Annotated in this window: 15 protein-coding genes; 13 read left to right on the top strand and 2 right to left on the bottom strand. The window is 52.9% G+C overall.

The window, feature by feature from the left end; translation table 11 throughout:
- The first annotated feature begins 9 nt into the window (after positions 1-9).
- From ACR3ZL_RS19885 to ACR3ZL_RS19860, 6 genes are all read left to right on the top strand, one after another.
- Complete coding sequence (locus ACR3ZL_RS19885) at positions 10-1,635, top strand: sulfatase-like hydrolase/transferase (RefSeq protein WP_473651355.1); 1,626 nt, start codon at positions 10-12, stop codon at positions 1,633-1,635.
- The gene (locus ACR3ZL_RS19880; RefSeq protein WP_473651356.1) at positions 1,632-3,038 is read left to right on the top strand and encodes a sulfatase; all 1,407 of its coding nucleotides are present in this window, start codon (positions 1,632-1,634) and stop codon (positions 3,036-3,038) included. The genes ACR3ZL_RS19885 and ACR3ZL_RS19880 overlap by 4 nt, the downstream gene beginning before the upstream one ends.
- A gap of 62 nt (positions 3,039-3,100) precedes the next feature.
- A complete protein-coding gene (locus ACR3ZL_RS19875) occupies positions 3,101-3,907 on the top strand; it encodes a 3-keto-disaccharide hydrolase (protein WP_473651357.1) in 807 nt (268 codons plus the stop codon).
- 81 nt (positions 3,908-3,988) lie between these two features.
- The gene (locus ACR3ZL_RS19870; RefSeq protein WP_473651358.1) at positions 3,989-5,479 is read left to right on the top strand and encodes a sulfatase family protein; all 1,491 of its coding nucleotides are present in this window, start codon (positions 3,989-3,991) and stop codon (positions 5,477-5,479) included.
- 65 nt (positions 5,480-5,544) lie between these two features.
- Positions 5,545-7,323: a sulfatase-like hydrolase/transferase gene (locus ACR3ZL_RS19865; RefSeq protein ID WP_473651359.1), complete on the top strand. Its 1,779-nt coding sequence runs from the start codon at positions 5,545-5,547 to the stop codon at positions 7,321-7,323.
- A gap of 114 nt (positions 7,324-7,437) precedes the next feature.
- Complete coding sequence (locus tag ACR3ZL_RS19860) at positions 7,438-8,853, top strand: Gfo/Idh/MocA family protein (protein ID WP_473651360.1); 1,416 nt, start codon at positions 7,438-7,440, stop codon at positions 8,851-8,853.
- A 106-nt stretch (positions 8,854-8,959) separates the two neighbouring features.
- Here ACR3ZL_RS19860 and ACR3ZL_RS19855 read toward each other — a convergent pair whose 3' ends face one another.
- Entirely contained in the window at positions 8,960-9,844 is an 885-nt protein-coding gene (locus tag ACR3ZL_RS19855) for a DUF1853 family protein (protein WP_473651361.1), read from the bottom strand.
- Between the two features lie 149 nt (positions 9,845-9,993).
- Between ACR3ZL_RS19855 and ACR3ZL_RS19850 the strand changes: the two genes are divergently transcribed.
- From ACR3ZL_RS19850 to gdhA, 7 genes are all read left to right on the top strand, one after another.
- Positions 9,994-10,389, top strand: a complete 396-nt coding sequence (locus ACR3ZL_RS19850) for a DUF3859 domain-containing protein (protein ID WP_473651362.1) — start codon at positions 9,994-9,996, stop codon at positions 10,387-10,389.
- 174 nt (positions 10,390-10,563) lie between these two features.
- The gene (locus ACR3ZL_RS19845; RefSeq protein WP_473651363.1) at positions 10,564-11,313 is read left to right on the top strand and encodes an SDR family oxidoreductase; all 750 of its coding nucleotides are present in this window, start codon (positions 10,564-10,566) and stop codon (positions 11,311-11,313) included.
- A 171-nt stretch (positions 11,314-11,484) separates the two neighbouring features.
- Complete coding sequence (locus tag ACR3ZL_RS19840) at positions 11,485-12,090, top strand: RNA polymerase sigma factor (RefSeq protein WP_473651364.1); 606 nt, start codon at positions 11,485-11,487, stop codon at positions 12,088-12,090.
- 89 nt (positions 12,091-12,179) lie between these two features.
- Positions 12,180-14,474 (top strand): WD40 repeat domain-containing serine/threonine protein kinase, encoded by a 2,295-nt coding sequence (locus ACR3ZL_RS19835; protein ID WP_486172912.1) that lies wholly within the window; start codon positions 12,180-12,182, stop codon positions 14,472-14,474.
- 402 nt (positions 14,475-14,876) lie between these two features.
- Positions 14,877-15,644 carry a TVP38/TMEM64 family protein gene (locus tag ACR3ZL_RS19830; protein WP_473651366.1) on the top strand — a complete coding sequence of 256 codons (768 nt, stop codon included), beginning with the start codon at positions 14,877-14,879 and terminating at the stop codon, positions 15,642-15,644.
- Between the two features lies 1 nt (position 15,645).
- Positions 15,646-17,202 carry a mercuric reductase gene (locus ACR3ZL_RS19825; protein ID WP_473651367.1) on the top strand — a complete coding sequence of 519 codons (1,557 nt, stop codon included), beginning with the start codon at positions 15,646-15,648 and terminating at the stop codon, positions 17,200-17,202.
- A gap of 152 nt (positions 17,203-17,354) precedes the next feature.
- Positions 17,355-18,722, top strand: coding sequence for an NADP-specific glutamate dehydrogenase (gene gdhA / locus ACR3ZL_RS19820; RefSeq protein WP_473651368.1), 1,368 nt, complete (start codon positions 17,355-17,357; stop codon positions 18,720-18,722).
- A gap of 178 nt (positions 18,723-18,900) precedes the next feature.
- Here the strand turns inward: gdhA and ACR3ZL_RS19815 are convergent, their stop codons facing one another.
- Positions 18,901-19,485: a hypothetical protein gene (locus ACR3ZL_RS19815; protein ID WP_473651369.1), complete on the bottom strand. Its 585-nt coding sequence runs from the start codon at positions 19,483-19,485 to the stop codon at positions 18,901-18,903.
- Positions 19,486-19,676 lie beyond the last annotated feature (191 nt).

The following is a 19,676-nucleotide window of genomic DNA, read 5'->3' as shown; positions in this document are numbered from 1 at the left end:
ACGACCTTGGTGTTGTTCTCATCCTTGTTGCTGTGGACGGCGTGTGCCCACGTCGTCCACGCCGAACGGCCTAACTTGATTTTCATCCTGACCGATGATCAACGTTACGACACGCTTGGCTGCACAGGCAATGAGTTCATTCAAACTCCGAACCTGGACCGATTGGCTGCCGAGGGCACTTTGTTTGCCAATGCATCGGTGACCAGTGCGATATGCACACCCAGTCGGGCGTGTTATTTCCTGGGTCAATACGAACGCAAACACGGTGTGAACTTTAATTCCGGCACCGCGATGAGTCGGGCGGCGTGGGCGAAAAGCTATCCGGTTGTGTTGCGAGAGGCAGGTTATTTCACCGGCTATGTTGGCAAGAACCACGTCCCGATTGGCGAAAGCGGGTACGACACGGATGTCATCGATGAGAGTTTCGACTTTTGGTACGCCGGTCACGGTCACCTAACGTTTTATCCGAAACGACGACACGAAATTTTTCAAGCCGCTGCTGCGGATACCCAAACCGAAATCGTCAGTGAAGGCGCGGTCAGTTTTCTGACGGGGGAAGGCGGCTTCATTGAAGGCGCCGACGCGTTCCTAAAGAGCCGTCCTGATGATAAGCCTTTCTGTTTGTCGATCGCTTGCAATTTGCCGCACGGTTCCAGCACGCGGACGATGGAATTGTTACCCAGCGATCCAGAGCTCTATCGCACAACGTATCGCGATCGAATGGGGCAAATTGGATTCCCCAAGACTTACGTGGCCAAGGATCAAATTCAAACGCCTAAGTTGCCCAAGGATGTCCTGTTTGCAGAATATCGACAGGTTAATTACGACTTCGTTGACACCGCCGAACAGATGAAAGAGCAACTCGTTCGAAAAGCCCAGGCTATCACTGGATTGGACCTGATGGTTGGGCAGATCCGCGATGCACTTGAAAGCCAGGGAATCGCTGATAACACGGTGATCGTTTTCAGTTCAGACCACGGATTAATGAATGGTGAATTTGGCTTGGGCGGGAAAGCTTTGAACTATGAAGCTTGTTTGCGAGTTCCCATGATCATCGCTGACCCTCGATTGGATGAAGCACAAAAGGGACGGCGAACAATGGCATTGGTCGAGTCGGTTGACGTCGCGCCGACGCTACTGGATCTGGCGGGTGTGAAGATTCCAAACGAGATGCAGGGCAAAAGCTTGCGTCCACTAATCGAGGGGCGCCAATCCAAAATTCGTGATTCCAGTTTCGCTGAAAATTTGTGGTCGACCTATTTTGGCAACCCACGGATCGAAAGCGTGCGGACGAACGATTGGAAGTACATTCGCTATTTCGAGAACGACCGTGAGCAGTTTGCCAGCGTGACGAAGAAGACGCTGTATCAACTGCTTCCCAGTCAGGTGAAGAGCTATGCGGAATGGTTGACCAGTTCAATCCGTGGTGAAGAGCCGGTTTATGAAGAGTTGTTCTCTTTGGCGTCCGACCCCACTGAGTCAGTCAACCTTGCGGATCGACCGTTGTACGCTGACAAGCTTGACGAGATGCGGGCAGAATGCCAGCGGCTTGTAAGGTTTGCCAAAGGTGACGTCGACGTTCCGCCGTCGACCGTTGTCGTTCCTGGAATCAAAGAAGGAAAGTCGAAAAAATGAGTGTGTCAAAAAATCTCATTGTCGCATTGGCGTTTGTCGTTTTAGGTAGCGTCGGCAGTATTCATGCCGCACAGCGTCCAAATGTGATTGTGATCGTCTCGGACGATCAGGGTTACAGTGATGTTGGCTTTAATGGTTGTTGCGAGATACCAACACCGCACTTAGATGCGTTGGCTGCGTCCGGTGTGGCGTTCGATGCGGGCTACGCGTCCCATCCGTATTGCAGTCCCAGTCGTGCCGGGTTGCTAACGGGGCGCTATCAACAACGATTCGGACACGAATGCAATCCAGGTTCGATTGATAACGACGAATCTGACGGGTTGCCGCTTGACCAAACACTGATGTCGAACCTCTTTAGTGACAATGGGTACAAGACCGCTGCGATCGGCAAGTGGCATCTTGGTGACGCCGAGCCATTCTGGCCGATTCATCGTGGATTTGACGAATGGTTTGGGTTCAGTGGTGGTGGTTACAACTACTGGGGAACGCCTAAACCGGGTAAGCCGTTTGCTGGAGTGCTCCGCAATGGAAAGCCGGTTCCCGCAAGTGAATTGACTTACTTGACGGATGATTTCTCGACTGAGGCGGTCCGCTTTATCGAGGAAAACCAGAAGTCACCGTTCTTTTTGTATCTTGCTTACAACGCTCCCCATGCTCCCGACCATGCGACACGCGAGCACCTGAAAAAGGTTGAGCATATTGAGTATGGCGGTCGGGCGGTGTACGGCGCGATGGTCGCAGGAATGGATACCGGGATCGGGCGCGTTCATGACAAATTGAAAGAGCTGGGCTTGGAGGAAAACACGCTGGTCTTCTTCTTCAGTGACAACGGTGGTCGACTCGATCACGGGCGAAATCTCCCTCTTCGCGGTCACAAAGGCATGCTGTTTGAAGGCGGTGTACGTGTCCCGTTTTGTGTTTCTTGGCCAGGACACGTTCCAGCAGGGAAGCGATACACAAAACCGATCTCTTCGTTAGACATCATGCCGACGGCACTGGCTGCAGCGGGTATTGATGTGACACCGGAAATGAAGCTTGATGGTGTCGATCTATTGCCCTACTTGTCTGGTCAAGAAACTGCGGCACCTCATGAAACCTTGTATTGGCGTTATGCGATGGGCGATGGTGAATACGGATTGGCTGTCCGTGACGGTGACCTGAAATTGGTCAAGAGCGCGTATAAGAACCAAACGATGCTATTCGATCTTTCAGTCGATGCTGGAGAGCGGCATGACCTGGCTGCGGCACAACCGGAGACCGTTGAACGCTTATCAGGCCTTATTGAAAAGTGGGACGCGGCCAACGTCACGCCCCGTTGGCTTGATCCCCATGGTAAAAATGTGCGCAAAGAAGAGGACTCTCGCACCAAATCGATCAATGCGGCCAGCCGAGGCGAGAAGTAACGCCGAAGCTTGACTCTGTGTCTTCCGAATCGAACCCAAGTTTATCAACAAGAGATTTGTCTATGACTATGAAGGTATTACCGTTGCGAATGCGCCGAATCGCGAAGCTTGTTTGCTTCTCAATCTCCATCGTGGTTGTCGGTGGCAACGCGGCGGCGGGTGAGATTGACCCGCAACAAAAGGCTTGGCACAAGCAATACAAGAGTCAGGCGAATGTGCCGGATCCGGCTGAAATGCTGCTGAACGAAGAGGCAGAGCCGGATTTAGAGGATGGATTCCGGCCAATTTTCAATGGCAAGGATTTGACGGGTTGGAAGCCACTAGGCGGAACGTCCAAGTTCGAAGTCAAAGACGGAATGATTGTGGGTACCTGCGTTCCGGGTTCTAAAAGCACCTATTTGTGTACGGAGCGAACCGACTACAAGGATTTTGTTTTCACTTGCGAGATGGATTGGCTCGTTGACGGCAACACCGGGATCATGTTCCGTTCGAAGGTGAAGAAGAACCCCAAGGCAAAGGAAGACACCGACGTCACCAAGGTCGTTTATGGACCGCAAGTCGAGCTTGAAGGTTTCTCGAAGGATCGGCATTGGTCTGGCGGAGTCTACGGCCAAAGTTGTGGTGGGTATTTCTATCCGCTGTGGTTGAATGAGCACAAGGAAGCTCGTGAAGCCCTGAAGGAAGGCCAATGGAATCGAGTGACGATTTCAGCCAAGGGCAACGACGTGAAGACCTGGATCAACGGTGTGCCGGTCGCCTATTGGATCGATAACGGTACGTATCCTGAGGGATACTTCGGACTGCAAATTCACTCTGGCAAAAAGGGAACCGTTCGGTTCAAGAATATGCGTTTGAAAGAGTTGCCGTAGCCATTGGTATCGTATCGGCTGATTGAGGATGACAGCCTATTTAGTGTGCTGAATTCAAGTTCGACTGTCTAAGAATTAAATATGCGAATCCCCACATTCGTTTGCCTCGCTGTTGTCTTGTTCGCAACGAGTGGAAGCCATGCGTTTGCGAAACGCCCTAACATCCTGTTCGCGATAGCGGATGATATGTCGCATGCGAGTGCGTATGGCGATCAATTCTTGAAGACACCGAACTTGGATTCCATTGCCGAACGGGGAATCCGGTTCACTCGCATGCATACGCCGTGCAGTAAATGTGCGACGTCGCGTGCTGTGATTTTGACCGGACGGAATCCTTGGCAGCTTGAACAGGCGGCTAATCATAAGCCCGTTTGGCCGGTGCAATTCACGACCTTTGTCGAATCTCTGGTAGAGCACGGTTACTTCACCGGGTTTACGGGCAAAGGATGGAATCCTGGGATTCATCCCCAGGGCCGATCGTTGACAGGAAAAGAATACAATGACATCAAAGTGAAGTCGCGTCCGGCAACCGGGATTCATCCTTACGACTATGCCGCCAACTTCAGTCAATTCTTGTCCGAGAAGCCGGATGAGGACCCCTTCTTCTTCTGGTACGGATGCAAGGAGCCACACCGTGGATACGAGTATGGATCGGGGGTGAAGAGCGGCAAGCGGCTGGATAGTTTGGAGTTCATGCCTGAGTTCTGGATCGACAACGAAGTAACCCGCAACGACATCCTCGATTATGCCCTCGAAGTGGAATACTTCGACAATCACCTTGGCCGCATTCTCAGTCAAATTGAAGCCGCGGGTGAACTGGACAACACGCTCGTTGTGATAACGTCTGACAATGGAATGCCGTTCCCGCGATACAAGGGGCATCCTCACGCATTCGCCACTCGTGTCCCGTTTGTCGTTGCCTGGCCGGGCAAGATCACGAATCCAGGCCGAGTTTGCCAGAATCCGACCAGCCTGATTGATGTTGCGCCTACCTTTTTAAATGCGGCGGGTGTTCCGGCAAAATCGAGTGGGATGCAGCCGATTCAGGGGAAGAGCCTTGAAGATGTTTTTCAGGATCAATCCAGTGGACGAGAGTTCGTTGTTACGGGGCGTGAGCGAAATGATATGGCACGTCCCAATGGATGGGGGTACCCCGTTCGCGGCTTGATTCGAGGGCGGTTTTTATATCTGCATAACTTCGAACCGGATCGCTGGCCTTGCGGAACCGCAGAGGCGGGCTTTCGGGACACCGATTGGGGACCGACCAAAAGCGAATTGATCTACAAGCATCCTGGCACCCGAGCGTTTGATTTGTGTTTCGGGAAACGTCCCGGGGAAGAGCTTTATGATCTGATCAAAGATCCTGAATGCCTGAACAACCTCGTGGATAATCCCGAATTTGCGGAGGCCAAGCAGGCCTTGCACGACGAGCTGTTTGCAAAACTCACCGATCAGGAAGATCCCCGAATGCTTGGTAATGGCGACGTTTTTGATCGCTATCGACCGGAGCGGATTCCGGAGTACGACGAGCTCGTCAAACAAACGGACAAGAGCAAACCGAAACGGAAATAGCTCGGCGGGCTCTGGGAGCGGACCGGTTTGCTAGATGAAGTTAGTTGTTCCTTTATGAGACCCTAATGAAAAACAATGTGTTGGCCTTCCTATTGGTCTTGGCTCTGACATCGGTTCTTTCTCAGCCTGTTGTCGCCGATACGCAGTCCTCTCGTCCTAACGTTGTTTTTATCTTGATCGATGATCTCAGCCATTATGGGGTCACGGCTTACGGTGCTAACCGGCTTTCGTCAGAAGCGGCCGGTTTTGAGAACGTCAAATTCAGCACTCCGAACATCGATCGCCTCGCCCGCGAAGGCGTGAGATGTGACTACGCGTTCGCGTACCCCTTGTGCGAACCGACTCGCACTACATTGATGAGCGGAAAGTACGGCAATCGCAATCACCTTGTTAGCAAAGGGCAGCATGCGTCGGATTTTACGTTTGGTGATGTGTTTCAACGCGCAGGTTATGCGACATGCATGACTGGCAAGTGGAAACAATCACGCGGAACGGCTGAGATTCCTGCGGAGCGTTACATTTCCCAATTTGGATGGGATGAGTATTGCTGTTTCGACGTTGTGGTGGAGGGGCGTCGTTACATCAATCCTCAGTTGGTGGTAAACGACCAAAGCGTCACCTATTCCGACAAAAGGGGCCTCGATCCCAAGACCAGTCGGCGCTGGTACGGTCCCGATCTCTTCAATCGGTTCGCATTGGACTTCATTGAGCGAAATCAGGACAATCCATTCTTTCTCTATTACCCGATGGTTCTCGTTCACGACGAACACAAGCCGACCCCAGATACGCGGCCGCGAGCTTTGTTCGACAAGTTTGACGATGCGACCAACAACAAGAACGGACACACGGGTGATGACAAGAAGTACTTTCCGGACATGATCGAGTACACCGACAAGATGATTGGAAAGGTCGTCGACAAGATTAATTCACTTGGACTTCGTGATAATACGTTGATCGTCGTCATGGGTGACAACGGAACGAAGGAGCCTTTCGCGCACGTCTTGCCTGATGGGACGATTTACCAAGGCGATAAAGGAAGTACCACCGACAATGGGACTCATGTGCCGTTGATCATGTCACAACCCGGAACGATTCCGGTGGCTAGTGATGATCAATACCGAACCTATGAAGGGTTGGTCGACTTGGCCGATATCTATCCGACCTTGTGTGATGCAGCGGGGATTGTTCCAGCGAACGCGAGTGATATTGATGGACGCAGTTGTTGGCCGCAAATGAAGGGTGAACCGGGCGAGCATCGGCGGACCAGCTACGTTTGGTACAACCACAACCGGCCGGCGAGCGACAAGTCTGAGGTGCTAGAGTACGCGTTTGATAAGCAATTCAAGCGTTATGCGCCGGACCGATACTATCCGGAGGGTCGCTTTTTTGACTTGCGAACGGATTTGCAGGAAACCGAAGGTGAGCGCAAAGTGAAAGGTCCTGGTTGGCGGAAGTACTACCATAGCGGATTGGATCTCGATCGCCTTACCGACGTTCAAAGGCGTGCTTACGACCGACTCGGGAAAGTGCTTGACGATCACCGCTATGTGCCAGTAAAGCAATTACAGATCGTACCTCTGGAACCCTCACTCGCAGTGGGACAAAGCGTGATGTTGGACATTCAGATCACGCCGGAAGACGCCACTCGCAACAACGTTATTTGGGAATCCAGTGACCCTCAGGTTGCTTCAGTAAACAAGTTCGGTGAAGTCCGTTCGCATCGTCCAGGTGAGGTAACAATATCAGTCTATTCGTGGGAGGACGCGAATCCGGTTGCTAACGATTCGCCGATCACGATGTCGCGAGATGGGCTCACTGATTCGATCGTCGTTGGTGTGAATTGACCTGGTTGATCTGTATTCGGTTTTCTGTTGACGAATAAGCGAGCAGGAACATTAGCGTTGGTGAGGCGTCCCAACTGGCATATATCAAGCAAGACCGACCCCCTAAGTGTGATCATGACTGAAACCAATACCCATCCTGTATCGTCAGCAATCGAACAGCGTCACACATCGCGGAAGCGAACACCGCGTCGTCAATTTTTGAAGCAGACCGCCGTTGCCACTGCCGCCGCGTTCGTGCCCTATCATCTCACCGCGTCTCGGGCTCGTGCCGAATCTAAAAGTAGTCGTCCGCAGTTCGCGCTCATTGGCGTTGGCGGTAATGGAACACGTACGTCGCCGGTGGGCAAAGAATTCGCGGATCTCGTCGCGTTATGTGATGTTGATTCGAAGCACCTGGAATCGGGCAACCAGTTGCTCTGCGATGGTAAGGCGGATCTCTATTCGGATTACCGTGAAGTCTTAGCTCGTGATGACATCGACCTGGTGCAGATTTCGACCCCAGATCATTGGCACGCCAAGATTTTGATTGAAGCAATGTTGGCGGGGAAAGATGCTTACTGTGAAAAGCCGCTGACATTGACGATTGATGAAGGCAAGCTGGTTCGCAAAGTTCAAAAACAGACCGGCCGTGTCGTTCAAGTAGGCACTCAACAACGCAGCAGTTTTGACAAGTTCAATAAAGCGTTGGCAATCATCGCCGAAGGGCGTCTAGGCAAGCTGAAGCGATTGGTTGTCGGCATCGACGGTGGTGGATGGAGTCCCGAGATTCCAGTGGTGGATGTCCCCGGTGAACTCGATTGGGATCGCTGGCTGGGACCGACGCCGGAAATGCCATATCGATATCTTGCCAATCCAAAGAAGGGCAATGGTTTCACCAACGGTCACACGCATTTCCGTTGGTGGTATGAACATTCAGGCGGGAAGTTGACGGATTGGGGCGCTCATCACTTCGATATCGCCATGTTGGGAATCGCGGCGGCAGGCCAAAACAACGACCCCGTTTCGGTAGATGGTACGGCCAAGCATGCAGTTGAATTCCAGAATGGAATGCCCCTTCAGACCGATCGGTACAACACTGCCCAAGGGTTCGATCTGAATGTTGCTTTCGCCGACGGTGACGTTGTGATGAACATTCGAAACGACGTTGACAACGGAATCCTTTTCGAAGGGGAATTGGGACGCATTTTTGTCAATCGTGGCAAGTTGGCTGGCAAACCCGTTGAGGACCTCGCAGCCAATCCACTGGCTGACGATGCGATCTCGAAGATCTATCGAGGGATGCCTATGCAGCAAAACGATCGCCACGCCCACTGGGCAAACCTGATGTACGCGATCGACAATCGGGTGCTGCCGATATCGGACGTTCACTCTCACATGAAGATGTTGAACGTGGCTCATCTAGCCGGGATCTGTTGCCGATTGGGTCGCAAAGTTAACTGGGACCAATCCAGCGAAACCGTTGTCGGCGACGAGTTAGCGGCCAGCATGATGAAAAGGCCTTACCGCGAAGGCTACGAGATTGACATGTAGTGCATTTGTCGGTGTCTTCGCCATTGCCGTTCTTCTTTCGCAAGACAGTCATGTTTCGTCAGTCATGTCGGAATGGCCGCATGTGACTAATTGCAACATTTTCAAACTACGACATTTGTGGCCAGCTGTCGGCGACAATGAAGATCCGATCGGTTTGTTGGTGTGTGGATGATGGTGTTTGAGCTATGTCCGTATTTTGGCTTAGCATGATCGGAGTATCCGTCTTGCGGAAGTGTTGTTGCAACACGTCCGCTATCGCATGACCATCGAGCCAGTTCGAGGCGTTAGCGTTTTGCATGGGGCCGGACAGCCAATACGGCTTGTTCAGAATTTGAAACCGAGTATCGGTGCGTTGTTTAAGTTCACTGATCTCGCGCTGGTAGAGGTAGATGCCCCGCTGATGTTGCGGTGACATTTGTGCGGGAAGCTGGGCGGGCGTGGTATGCAGATGATGATAGAAAATCATGCCCTTTACCCAAGCCTGGCGAATTTCTACTTGGGGAAGATGTTTTTGACTGAGCGGCAATTGATGCTCAAACAGTCGTCTCATTTTTCGCTCGAAAGTGTCACGGGCGTTGGGCCCAAGGAAGTGGCTGCCGGCTAGTGTCTGTTGAGGGTGGTAGAGATAAAATTTGACGGAGACTTCGCAGTGGGTCAGTTTTCCTGTTTCATCTCGAAACAGAAAGTCGATCTCGCCCAGGGTTCTTTTGTCTTCCTTGATTTGCATTCCATGCGCGATGATTTCGACGCGACGAAGATGGGTTAGCCAGTAGAGCACGAGACGTTCGAAGTAGTAGCCGACTCGGTGGCTACCGACATGTCGGCTGGTCGGATCAACCATCACACACACGAGATGTTCGGCGTCCACGGCGTCGACTGAAACTGGTGGTGCGATGGCCGTCGGAACGATAAGCGATTCGCTTTCGATTACCCAACGCAGATCACGGAGCATTTGATCGGCAAGCGGTGATGAGTGATCCGAGTTGTTCATGCTAAGTCTCGTTCCTGCTCCGGCTTGTCGCCGAGTGGTGAGGCCGATTACGTTTGACAATCACAGCCGAGCCCAAGGCTGCAGGATTGAGGGCGGAAAGGATTGCCACGCCCCGAAATTGATGAAATCGCGAGCAAGACTGAGGATTTATGGCGAAACGACGACGCGAAGTACGAATGCGGACTTTTGGAATTCACTCAAAATGGGACTCGGCGTCGAAGGACCTGCCGCGGCTGGTGGAGCCTACCACACGGGTTCCGGCACGGGTTGATATCGAGTTTGGGTTTGTGGTGAACATTAAGAATGCGAAAAACTGCGAGCTGGAATTTTGCATCGACCATCCTGGAATTCGCGATGACCAGGGACGCCGTCGGCCGCCGTTTGATGGGACGGTTTATGTGAAGTCCAATGACTGGAACTTCTATTTGGGCGACACCGTGTGGGAACCCATCGATGACAAAGTCGGCACGTGGCGGATGTGGCTTGAGCTGGACGATGAAGTCATTGCCGAAAAGTCGTTTGAGGTTTATTCGGCGGAAGTCTGAAATTTAGGAAAAACAGCGGCGTTTGAAGCCGGAAACGGCGGCAAAACTCTGCTGTTGCGGATGTTTTCGAGAAAAGCCTGTGTTTCCTGTAAGGGGCCCTGTATTTGCTTGTATTCCCTATCGACGGCCACGATCGTGGCCTGACGAGTCAAAAACTTAAATAGGAAATATCAGATGACTTTGGAAGTTAAGAATAAGACCGTTTTGGTAACTGGCGCTAATCGAGGGATTGGTAAAGCTATTTTGGAAGAGGCACTGCATCGCGGTGCGACGAAGGTTTACGCGGCAGTTCGAAGCTTGGGTTCCGCGGACGCTTTAGTCGCCGAGCATGGCGATCGCGTCGTGCCGGTTCACTTGGATTTGGATCACGCGGAATCGATCGCCCAGGCTGCGGAAAAGGCATCTGACGTTGATATTGTCGTCAACAATGCCGGAGTTATGCGAACCGCTTCAGCGGTCGCCAGTAATGCGATCGAAACATTGCAGTTTGAAATCGATGCGAACGTGTACGGGTTGATTCGCGTGGCACAGGCGTTTGCACCGGTCTTGAAGGCTAATGGTGGTGGAGCGTTGGTGCAGCTTAACAGCGTGGCATCGGTGAAAACCTTCCCCGCTTTTGCGACCTATTGCGCATCGAAAGCCGCTAGTTATGCAATCACGCAGGGGCTGAGGGAATCGCTCAAAGAACAAGGAACCGCCGTGGTGAGCGTCCACCCTGGCCCGATCGACACGGACATGGGGGATGCGGCTGGATTTGGTGATGTCGCGGAATCCCCAACCCTGGTCGCTAATTCGATTTTTGACGCGATCGCTGAGGGGAATTTCTTGGCGTGGCCCGATTCGGTCGCCACTCAGGTGGGTGATGCCTATGCGAGCTTTGCCAAGAACGTCGTCGAATCGGACATGCAGGAAAGTGTTGCGTAGACGAGCGTGACTCGCTTCGAATTGGCGTCAGGTTGCTTGTCGAAGGTTGGGAAGTCAAAAGCCCCCAAACTGGATAGTTGCCCTATCCCCGGTGCGAGAAGGCCTCGGCTACGCCGGGTGGTGCGAAATGGATATAATCGCTGTGATCCATTGCAACACTTGAGGCGTCGTATGTCCGAATCTCCCCAAACGCGAGCAACCTTGGTGCTGCGTATGCGTGATCGCGGCGATGGGGACGCATGGCGTGAGTTTTTGCGTGATTACGGGCCGATGATCTACCGATTCGTCCGCAGTCGTGGACTGCAGGATGCGGACGCTTCGGATTTGGTTCAAGATGTGATGCGAAGTGTTGGTACAGCGATCAACAGCCTCGATTATCAGAAGGAGAAAGGTGGCTTTCGAGCTTGGCTTTTCACGATCACGCGGAACAAGCTTGCGAACTATTTCGGTAAACAGAAGCGTATTGGACCGGTCGGCAATGACACGGACCAACACGAAATGCTTAACCAAGTTAGTGATCAATCGAACGAATTAGACCAGCAGTGGGAACTCGAGCATCAGCGACAACTCGCGGCGATCGCAATCGCAACGCTCAAGCCCACGATCGAACCAAAGACATGGGCGGCGTTTGAGCTGACCGCAATCGAAGGCGTGTCGGCTGAGGATGCAGGTATACGACTCGGTTTATCTAAGGGAGCTATTTATGTTGCCCGAAGCCGCGTCACGGCAAAATTGAGAAATGAGATCGAGCGTCTGCTCGCCGACGAAAATCAATAGCGAACCATCGCGAAGACTTTTTCCGAATCGAACGCGAACCGACCGCACTTACGGATCTATTTACGATCCACTACCGGCTAACAAGAATCATGACTGTCGCATCCGCTTGCCCCTCGCCCGAACAGCTCAGCGGTCTGATCCGAGGTACGCTGTCGGATCAAGACAACGCCAAGTTGACGGACCATGTCGGCAACTGCACGAGCTGCCAAATGGCTTTGCAAAGCGATGCCACTGGCGAATTACCGATTGACGATTTGGTTGCTGGTGTGCACGACTTGAACCCATCGAGTGATTCCAGTTATTGGCCAGCGATTGCTCGTGTCGAAGACGAGTTCATGGCTGCGAGTGAGCTTACCCGTCAGGATACGCCCGTTGATGGTCACCCGACGCTGGATGACAGCTCTTCGCCCGAGACGTCCGAGATCGCATCGGCACAACCACCGACATCACCGATCGGTGAGCTTAGCTTTCTCGATCCGTCAGACGATCCTGCGTATCTCGGCAAACTGCATCACTTCCAGATCGCACGTGTGATTGGACGCGGTGGCATGGGGATCGTGTTGGAAGCATTCGATCCGCATTTGCAGCGAAGTGTCGCCATTAAGGTGCTCAACCCTCAATATCAAGCCAATGATTTGGCGAAGCAGCGGTTCTGCCGTGAAGGTCGGGCGGCCGCCGCGATTTCGCACGAACATGTCGTGCCGATGTATCAAGTCGCCAAGGGGCACGAGGGTGAAGTTGCCTACTTGGTGATGCAGTTGATTGACGGCGTGACGTTGGAAAAGCGGTTGAGTGATGGTCAGCCCTTGCCGCCCAATGAGGTCGCTCGCATCGGTATGCAGATCGCTGCTGGATTGTCCGCCGCGCATCAACGGGACATGGTTCATCGCGATATCAAACCCGCCAATATCATGATCGAGGCGGAAACGAACCGCGTTAAACTCACCGACTTCGGATTGGCGCGAGCCACCGACGACGTGAAATTGACCAAGACCGGTATGGTGACGGGAACGCCGCTTTACATGTCGCCCGAGCAAACGTTGGGTGAGACTGCGGATGAACGCAGCGATCTGTTTTCTCTTGGGGCGGTGCTTTACGAGATGGCGACCGGTGTCGCTCCATTCCAAGCACCATCGGCATTGGGAGTCATGCAGAACATCGCGAACTTGACGCCTGCTGCGCCGCGCACTTTGAACGCCGGAATTACGCGACCGTTGTCCGAACTGATTATGTCGTTGCTTTCAAAGAAGGCAGAAGACCGGCCCGAATCAGCCGCTGAGGTCGCGACAGCACTGGCGTCGATCGTTAACGAATACGGTCCAATGTCACCGTTACAGGTGCCAGCAGTTGCGGCGAAAGAGGTCAAGAAGCTTTCGGGAAGTTACCGGCGGCTGGAACGTCGCTGGGTGTTGTTGGCTTGGGTGGTTGCCGCGACGGGGATCGTCAGTTTGTTGGCGGCGAGCTTTCTGATTACACGTGGTGATACTGGCGACGATTTTCCTTCGGTCGTTTTGCCGGACAATCCGGGGACAGTATGGTCGGTCGACTTTGCGCCCGGTGGAAAACAATTAGCCGCTGCTATTGAAGATGGCAGCGTACGGATTTGGAGTGTGGGCGACCAGAAATTGCTGAAGAGTTTTCATGCTCATCGCGGCATTGTATGGATGGTGGCGTATCACCCCACGCTTCCGCTTTTAATGACCAGCGGCGACGACGCTACGGTCAAACTTTGGGACTCGAGCGATTTTGAATTAGTTAAACAGTGGAAAGCGGACAGTGCTGTGCGCGGCGCTACATTTTCGCCTGATGGAAGCCGTGTGGTCGCGGGCGATCGTGAAGGTACTATCCACGTTTATGACATCGATAGTGGTGAAGAAATCGCGAGCAGAAACCATCCCGGATCAATCTTTGGTGTCGATTACTCCAGCGATGGGAAGCTGATTGCCAGCGTAGGTAGCGATAAGGTTGTTCGGATTTTTGACGCTGATACGCTTGACGAGCGGAACTCGTTGTCCGGCCATGACGGACCGATCTATAACGTCAAGTTTGCGCCGTCCGGTCCGCTTGTTGCCACCGTGGGCTGGAATAAGAACGTTCATGTTTGGAACACCGAAACCGGCGCTGAGGTGATTGATTTGGTCGGAAGCGAAGGTGATATCTGGGGAGTCGCGTTTTGTGCGGACGGAACTCATCTGGTCACCGGCGAACAAGCTGGCGCGGCGCGTGTTTGGGATCTCGCCAGTGGTAGTCCGGTCACCACGCTTCGCGGGCACTCATCATCGGTCCACAATGTGTCGCTGGACCAAGTGGGCCATCGGATCGCGACCAGCAGTCGCGACGGAACCATTCGAGTGTGGGACATGAGCAGCGTGGTCCCGAAGTAAACATCACCAGCCACGTTGTCTACTGGAAATCTTGGACGCTGATCGAGCTTTGATGTCGAGGCGTTTGACGAAGCGAAACTCGCGAATGTGTGCTACTTCACAGACGTGCGGTGGAGATGTCGTGGTTACGCGATAATGGATCCCATAACGTCCTAGGCGTGGCGGAGGAATCTCCAAAGCGACATCCTACTATTGAGAAGCCTCCGATCCTCCCCTGAGTGTTGAACCCTAAAACCCGTTGGTGCGAGAGCCTTCAGGTTGGGACAAGCTTCTCTGATTCCGTTTCGTAAGCGGGTGCTCAATCGGCACCCGTTTTCTGATTGGAACTCTTCCGCTTTGATTGCATTCGGGAGAAGAACGATATCACGCGAAGAGTTGTCTTTTTGGAAAGTGAAATTGAGTATGGCAAAGTCGTCACGTCTGATCAGCAAACTGGCGATTCTGGCCGTTTCGATAGGGTTGGTGGTTGTTGTCCGATTTCAATTCGGCGACGCATTAAGCCTGCAATCGCTTGCTAATCAAGAGACGCAGCTTCGAGATTTTCAAACAAATCATCCTGTGTTGGTTTACGGCATCGCTTTCCTTGCTTACGTAACCATCACCGGACTCTCGCTTCCCGGCGCGGCGATTTTGACGCTTGCTTATGGTTGGTACTTTGGATTGGTGCCCGGAGTGGTGTTGGTCAGTTTTGCATCGACGGCCGGGGCAACATTGGCGTTTTTGCTAAGCCGATTCCTATTTCGCGATTCGATCCAAGAACGGTTTGGCAGCCGGCTGGAAAGCTTTAATGAATCGTTGGAACGAGAGGGACCATTCTTCTTGTTCACGCTTAGGTTGATTCCTGCCATTCCTTTTTTCGTCATCAACGCGGTGATGGGATTAACGCCCATTCGAACGGTGACGTTTTGGTGGGTTAGTCAACTCGGCATGTTGGCGGCGACGGTGGTTTATGTGTACGCCGGTTCGAGTGTTCCTTCGTTGCAGACTTTAGCGGACGAAGGCGTAGGAGCCGTTTTCAGCGGAAGCCAGTTATGGCAAATCGGGATCGCCTTTGTGCTGCTCGGATTGTTTCCGCTGGTTTCGCGTTTCGTCATGAAATATTTCAAGCGAGTGAAGACCGGTTCGAAGTCGGTGGAGCCCGCAACCTCTTCTCTTAAGAACGAGTCTTAGAATGACTAGCGATCTAGTTCAGTTGCAGCCTCATGACGAACATAACCAGGAACTGGAGGCGAACGTTCATCCGGCTACTTGGACGAACCCCGTTCCCGGCGAACCGTACCACCTCGTCGTCATTGGCGCGGGAACGGCTGGTTTGGTTACCGCCGCTGGTGCAGCGGGACTCGGATCTCGCGTGGCTTTGATCGAGCGTGAATTGATGGGGGGCGATTGCCTAAACGTCGGCTGCGTCCCATCCAAAGGTGTCATTCGGGCGGCACGTGTAGCCGCAACGGTCCGAGACGCGGGCGAGTTCGGTGTGAACTTGGAAGGCCAAGCCAGTTTTGATTTCGCCACGGCGATGCAGCGGATGCGGCGTTTGCGTACCAAGATCAGCCACAATGATTCGGCAAAGCGGTTTGCTGATCTCGGCGTCGATGTGTTTTTTGGGAAAGGATCTTTTGTTGACAATAACACAATCACCGTGACCGCCGGCGACGGATCGGTTTCCAAATTGAACTATAAGAAGGCAGTGATCGCCTCGGGAGCTCGAGCATCCGCACCACCGATCGATGGTCTGGATTCCGTTAAGTATCTCACCAACGAGAATCTTTTTTCGTTGACCGAGTTGCCTAAACGATTTGGAATTGTCGGTAGCGGACCGATTGGTAGTGAGATGGCGCAGTCGTTCGCCCGCTTTGGAAGTGAAGTGTACCTTTTTCAGCGAGGTGATCAGATCTTACCGAAGGAGGATCCGGAGGCTTCGGCGGTGCTTCGAAAGCAGTTTGAGCGTGACGGAGTTCGCGTGATGGAAGACGCCAAGGACATGAAAGTCAGTCCAGCTGATGGTGGTGGGATTTGCATTGAGGTCATTCAGCATGGTCAGTCGAGCAAGACCATTGTGGACGAATTGTTGGTGGCGGTAGGTCGGGCTCCGAATGTGGAAGGCTTGAACCTCGATGCGGTCAACGTGCGATACGACAAGAAGGGGATTGACGTTAACGATCATCTCGAAACGTCCAACCCGCGCATCTTCGCTGCTGGAGATATCTGTTCCGAATATAAGTTCACTCACGCAGCAGATTTTCAGGCTCGTATCGTCATTCAAAACGCTTTGTTCGCGGTCGGCCCGTTCGGCAAGAAGAAGTCCAGTGATCTAGTTATTCCTTGGGCGACGTACACCTCTCCCGAGATCGCCCACGTTGGCATGTACGAAGATGATGCAAAGGCGAAAGGGATCGAAATTGACACCTACGTTCAGCACTTTGCCGACGTCGATCGCGCAATCTTGGAAGGTCAGGACGAGGGCTTTGTGAAGGTTCATACTAAAAAGGGAACGGGAACGATCGTCGGTGCAACGATCGTGGCGGAGAACGCGGGCGACATGATTTCGGAGATTACGCTCGCGATGGTGGGTGGCCTTGGATTGGGAAAGATTGCTAGTGTCATTCATCCCTACCCCACGCAAGCGGAAGCAGTCCGTAAACTAGGGGATCAATACAATCGCACCCGTTTGACATCGTTTAGCAAGAGACTGTTGGATTTTCTAAGACGCTTGAACGTTGGGAAGTAGCTTTCAAGCCATTCCGGACGGTAGTGTCTAAGAGGACCAGCAGTGTCATCGAAAGCGGCAGACATCCATCGCTACTGTCGACCCATTTTCGATCTCTCGCTTCACCTCGTCTTCGATTGAATCAGTACGCCTCCCTAATTGAAAGCAACCCGATGATTGTGAGTCAGCCCTGGATCGAGCCTTGTTCCGAACTGGATTGCTTCATGCGGGGGTTGGAGCGACGGAACCCAGGGCAGGTTGAATTTCATCAGGCCGTTCGCGAGTTTGCTGAATCGGTCATGCCGTATGTGTTGCAGAATCCGAAGTATGAAAAGGCGCGGATTCTAGAACGAATGACGGAGCCCGATCGTGTGATCATCTTTCGCGTGACCTGGGAAGACGATCAGGGCAACGTGCGGGTGAATCGTGCTTGGCGAGTTCAGTTCAATAACTCGATTGGTCCGTACAAGGGTGGTCTCCGCTTTCACCCTTCGGTCACTCTCGACACGCTGAAATTCTTAGGTTTCGAGCAGACATTTAAGAATAGTTTGACCGGTCTACCGATGGGTGGCGCTAAGGGCGGTGCGAACTTCAACCCGAAGGGTAAGAGTGACCGCGAAGTGATGCGGTTTTGCCAATCGTTGATGACTGAGTTGAACCGGCATATTGGTGAGGATACGGACGTGCCTGCCGGGGACATCGGCGTCGGAGGTCGTGAAATTAGCTTTTTGTTTGGTCAGTACAAGCGACTTCAGAATCGCTTTGTGGGGGCTTTGACAGGCAAAGGCATTTCATTCGGCGGCAGTTTGATACGCACCGAGGCGACGGGTTACGGATGCGTCTATTTCTGCGAAAACATGTTGAATCGTGTTGGCGATAGCATGCGAGGTAAGACGTGTGTCGTATCTGGGTCAGGCAATGTGGCGAGCTATGCGGTCGAAAAGGCAACTGAGTTAGGTGCGAAGGTGTTGGCCATGTCAGATTCGTCGGGCTTCATTCACGACCCCGCGGGAATCGATGCAGAGAAGCTGGCTTTTATTCAAGATCTGAAGCAGGTCCGGCGTGGACGAATTTCTGAGTACGTTGACCAGTTTCCCGGTTCGACGTATCACGCTGACCAACGCCCGTGGAGCATCCCTTGTGACATCGCGTTGCCTTGTGCGACGCAAAACGAATTGAACTTGAAAGAGGCTCAAGCGTTGATGGGCAACGGGTTGAAAGCTGTTTCGGAAGGCGCCAACATGCCAACGGAATTGGATGCGGTCCATGCGTTCTTGCAGGCCAAGGTCATGTTCGCACCGGCAAAGGCAGCGAATGCTGGCGGTGTTGCTGTTTCGGGCCTCGAGCAAAGCCAAAACGCGTTGCGGATGGCGTGGTCGCGAGAAGAAGTCGACGGGAAGTTGCAAGGAATCATGCATGACATTCACCGGAAGTGTGTCGAGCATGGTGAAGAGAATGGCTTCGTCAACTACGTTAAGGGAGCGAACCTAGCTGGCTTCATCAAGGTGGCCGAGGCGATGTGCGCCTACGGGATCGTATAGGGCGTTTGCATCAGCGCGGCTTAAGTAACTTTCCGAAACAAGCTGTTTGGCTTTCAAATTGACGCCGGTAAAAGAGGTCGACCCCCGGCCAGCGAGGCTGGTAGCGTGACCGGGAGCCTTGCCGGCGATTGCAACGTAGCAATCGCCGACTATGGATCGCAGACGGTTGACCGAAATGCTAGTGATCATGGTCGTCATGATCGTGTCCTTCATGCTCATGACCTTCGTGTTCTTCATCCCCATGCCCATGCTCATCATGTCCGTGATCATGATCATGCGCAACTTGGCCGGTGTAGGATTTGCCGTTGATGTCGAGGATGACAACGCCTTCGGCGCCCAAGTCCAACCACTTTTCCATCTCGGGTTCTGTGGACGCGAAGTGAGATGATTTACCGGCATCGTCGTCCGGTTGAGCAGAAGCTTGCAGTTCAAACGATTTAACTTCGCCATCGTGCTTCAGACTGACCATCAGCTTTTTCGCAGCAATCGAGACAGGTTTGGTCGCTGAGCTGTCCAGCACATAGAAAGAGACCGAGCTGTCTCCGTGAGTCATCTCAATATGAAAGGCTTCGTTGCCCAGTTCGATCAATTCGCCCCCGTGAGGTCCATGCTCGGGATGCCCGGATGAATCGGACAAGTGGGGTAGTTCGTCCACATTGATTGCGTCGGAGGCATTTTCGGAAGAGCTAGTTGCAGGATCGCTTTTGGTGCAGCCAGTGATCCAGAGACAGACGACGGCGGCCAATAAGATGGATTTGTTCATGGGGTTTTCTTTGGTGGGGACTGGAGAGAGGTAAAAGGGGAGCTGGAAAAGTCAGTAGCGTTAACAGAACGTCGTGTGAGCAATTCAGGCGGCAATTCTTATGTCGCATACTTTGTAAAATCGCTTGACTAGCCGTTTGTTTAGATCGAGGTCTTAAGTAGTGGACGAGGAAACGAGTCCGTTCGTATGAA

The organism is Rhodopirellula sp. J20-39, assembly GCF_057365095.1.
This window is presented reverse-complemented; position numbering and strand designations above follow the sequence as displayed.

What these genes read in the sequence shown, in the direction of transcription:
- ACR3ZL_RS19835 (WP_486172912.1), top strand. Translation starts at nt 12,180, where the DNA reads ATGACTGTCGCATCCGCTTGCCCCTCGCCCGAACAGCTCAGCGGTCTG.
- ACR3ZL_RS19870 (WP_473651358.1), top strand. Translation starts at nt 3,989, where the DNA reads ATGCGAATCCCCACATTCGTTTGCCTCGCTGTTGTCTTGTTCGCAACG.
- ACR3ZL_RS19830 (WP_473651366.1), top strand. Translation starts at nt 14,877, where the DNA reads ATGGCAAAGTCGTCACGTCTGATCAGCAAACTGGCGATTCTGGCCGTT.
- ACR3ZL_RS19880 (WP_473651356.1), top strand. Translation starts at nt 1,632, where the DNA reads ATGAGTGTGTCAAAAAATCTCATTGTCGCATTGGCGTTTGTCGTTTTA.
- ACR3ZL_RS19840 (WP_473651364.1), top strand. Translation starts at nt 11,485, where the DNA reads ATGTCCGAATCTCCCCAAACGCGAGCAACCTTGGTGCTGCGTATGCGT.
- ACR3ZL_RS19855 (WP_473651361.1), bottom strand. Translation starts at nt 9,844, where the DNA reads ATGAACAACTCGGATCACTCATCACCGCTTGCCGATCAAATGCTCCGT.
- gdhA (WP_473651368.1), top strand. Translation starts at nt 17,355, where the DNA reads ATGATTGTGAGTCAGCCCTGGATCGAGCCTTGTTCCGAACTGGATTGC.
- ACR3ZL_RS19850 (WP_473651362.1), top strand. Translation starts at nt 9,994, where the DNA reads ATGGCGAAACGACGACGCGAAGTACGAATGCGGACTTTTGGAATTCAC.
- ACR3ZL_RS19865 (WP_473651359.1), top strand. Translation starts at nt 5,545, where the DNA reads ATGAAAAACAATGTGTTGGCCTTCCTATTGGTCTTGGCTCTGACATCG.
- ACR3ZL_RS19860 (WP_473651360.1), top strand. Translation starts at nt 7,438, where the DNA reads ATGACTGAAACCAATACCCATCCTGTATCGTCAGCAATCGAACAGCGT.
- ACR3ZL_RS19825 (WP_473651367.1), top strand. Translation starts at nt 15,646, where the DNA reads ATGACTAGCGATCTAGTTCAGTTGCAGCCTCATGACGAACATAACCAG.
- ACR3ZL_RS19875 (WP_473651357.1), top strand. Translation starts at nt 3,101, where the DNA reads ATGACTATGAAGGTATTACCGTTGCGAATGCGCCGAATCGCGAAGCTT.
- ACR3ZL_RS19815 (WP_473651369.1), bottom strand. Translation starts at nt 19,485, where the DNA reads ATGAACAAATCCATCTTATTGGCCGCCGTCGTCTGTCTCTGGATCACT.
- ACR3ZL_RS19845 (WP_473651363.1), top strand. Translation starts at nt 10,564, where the DNA reads ATGACTTTGGAAGTTAAGAATAAGACCGTTTTGGTAACTGGCGCTAAT.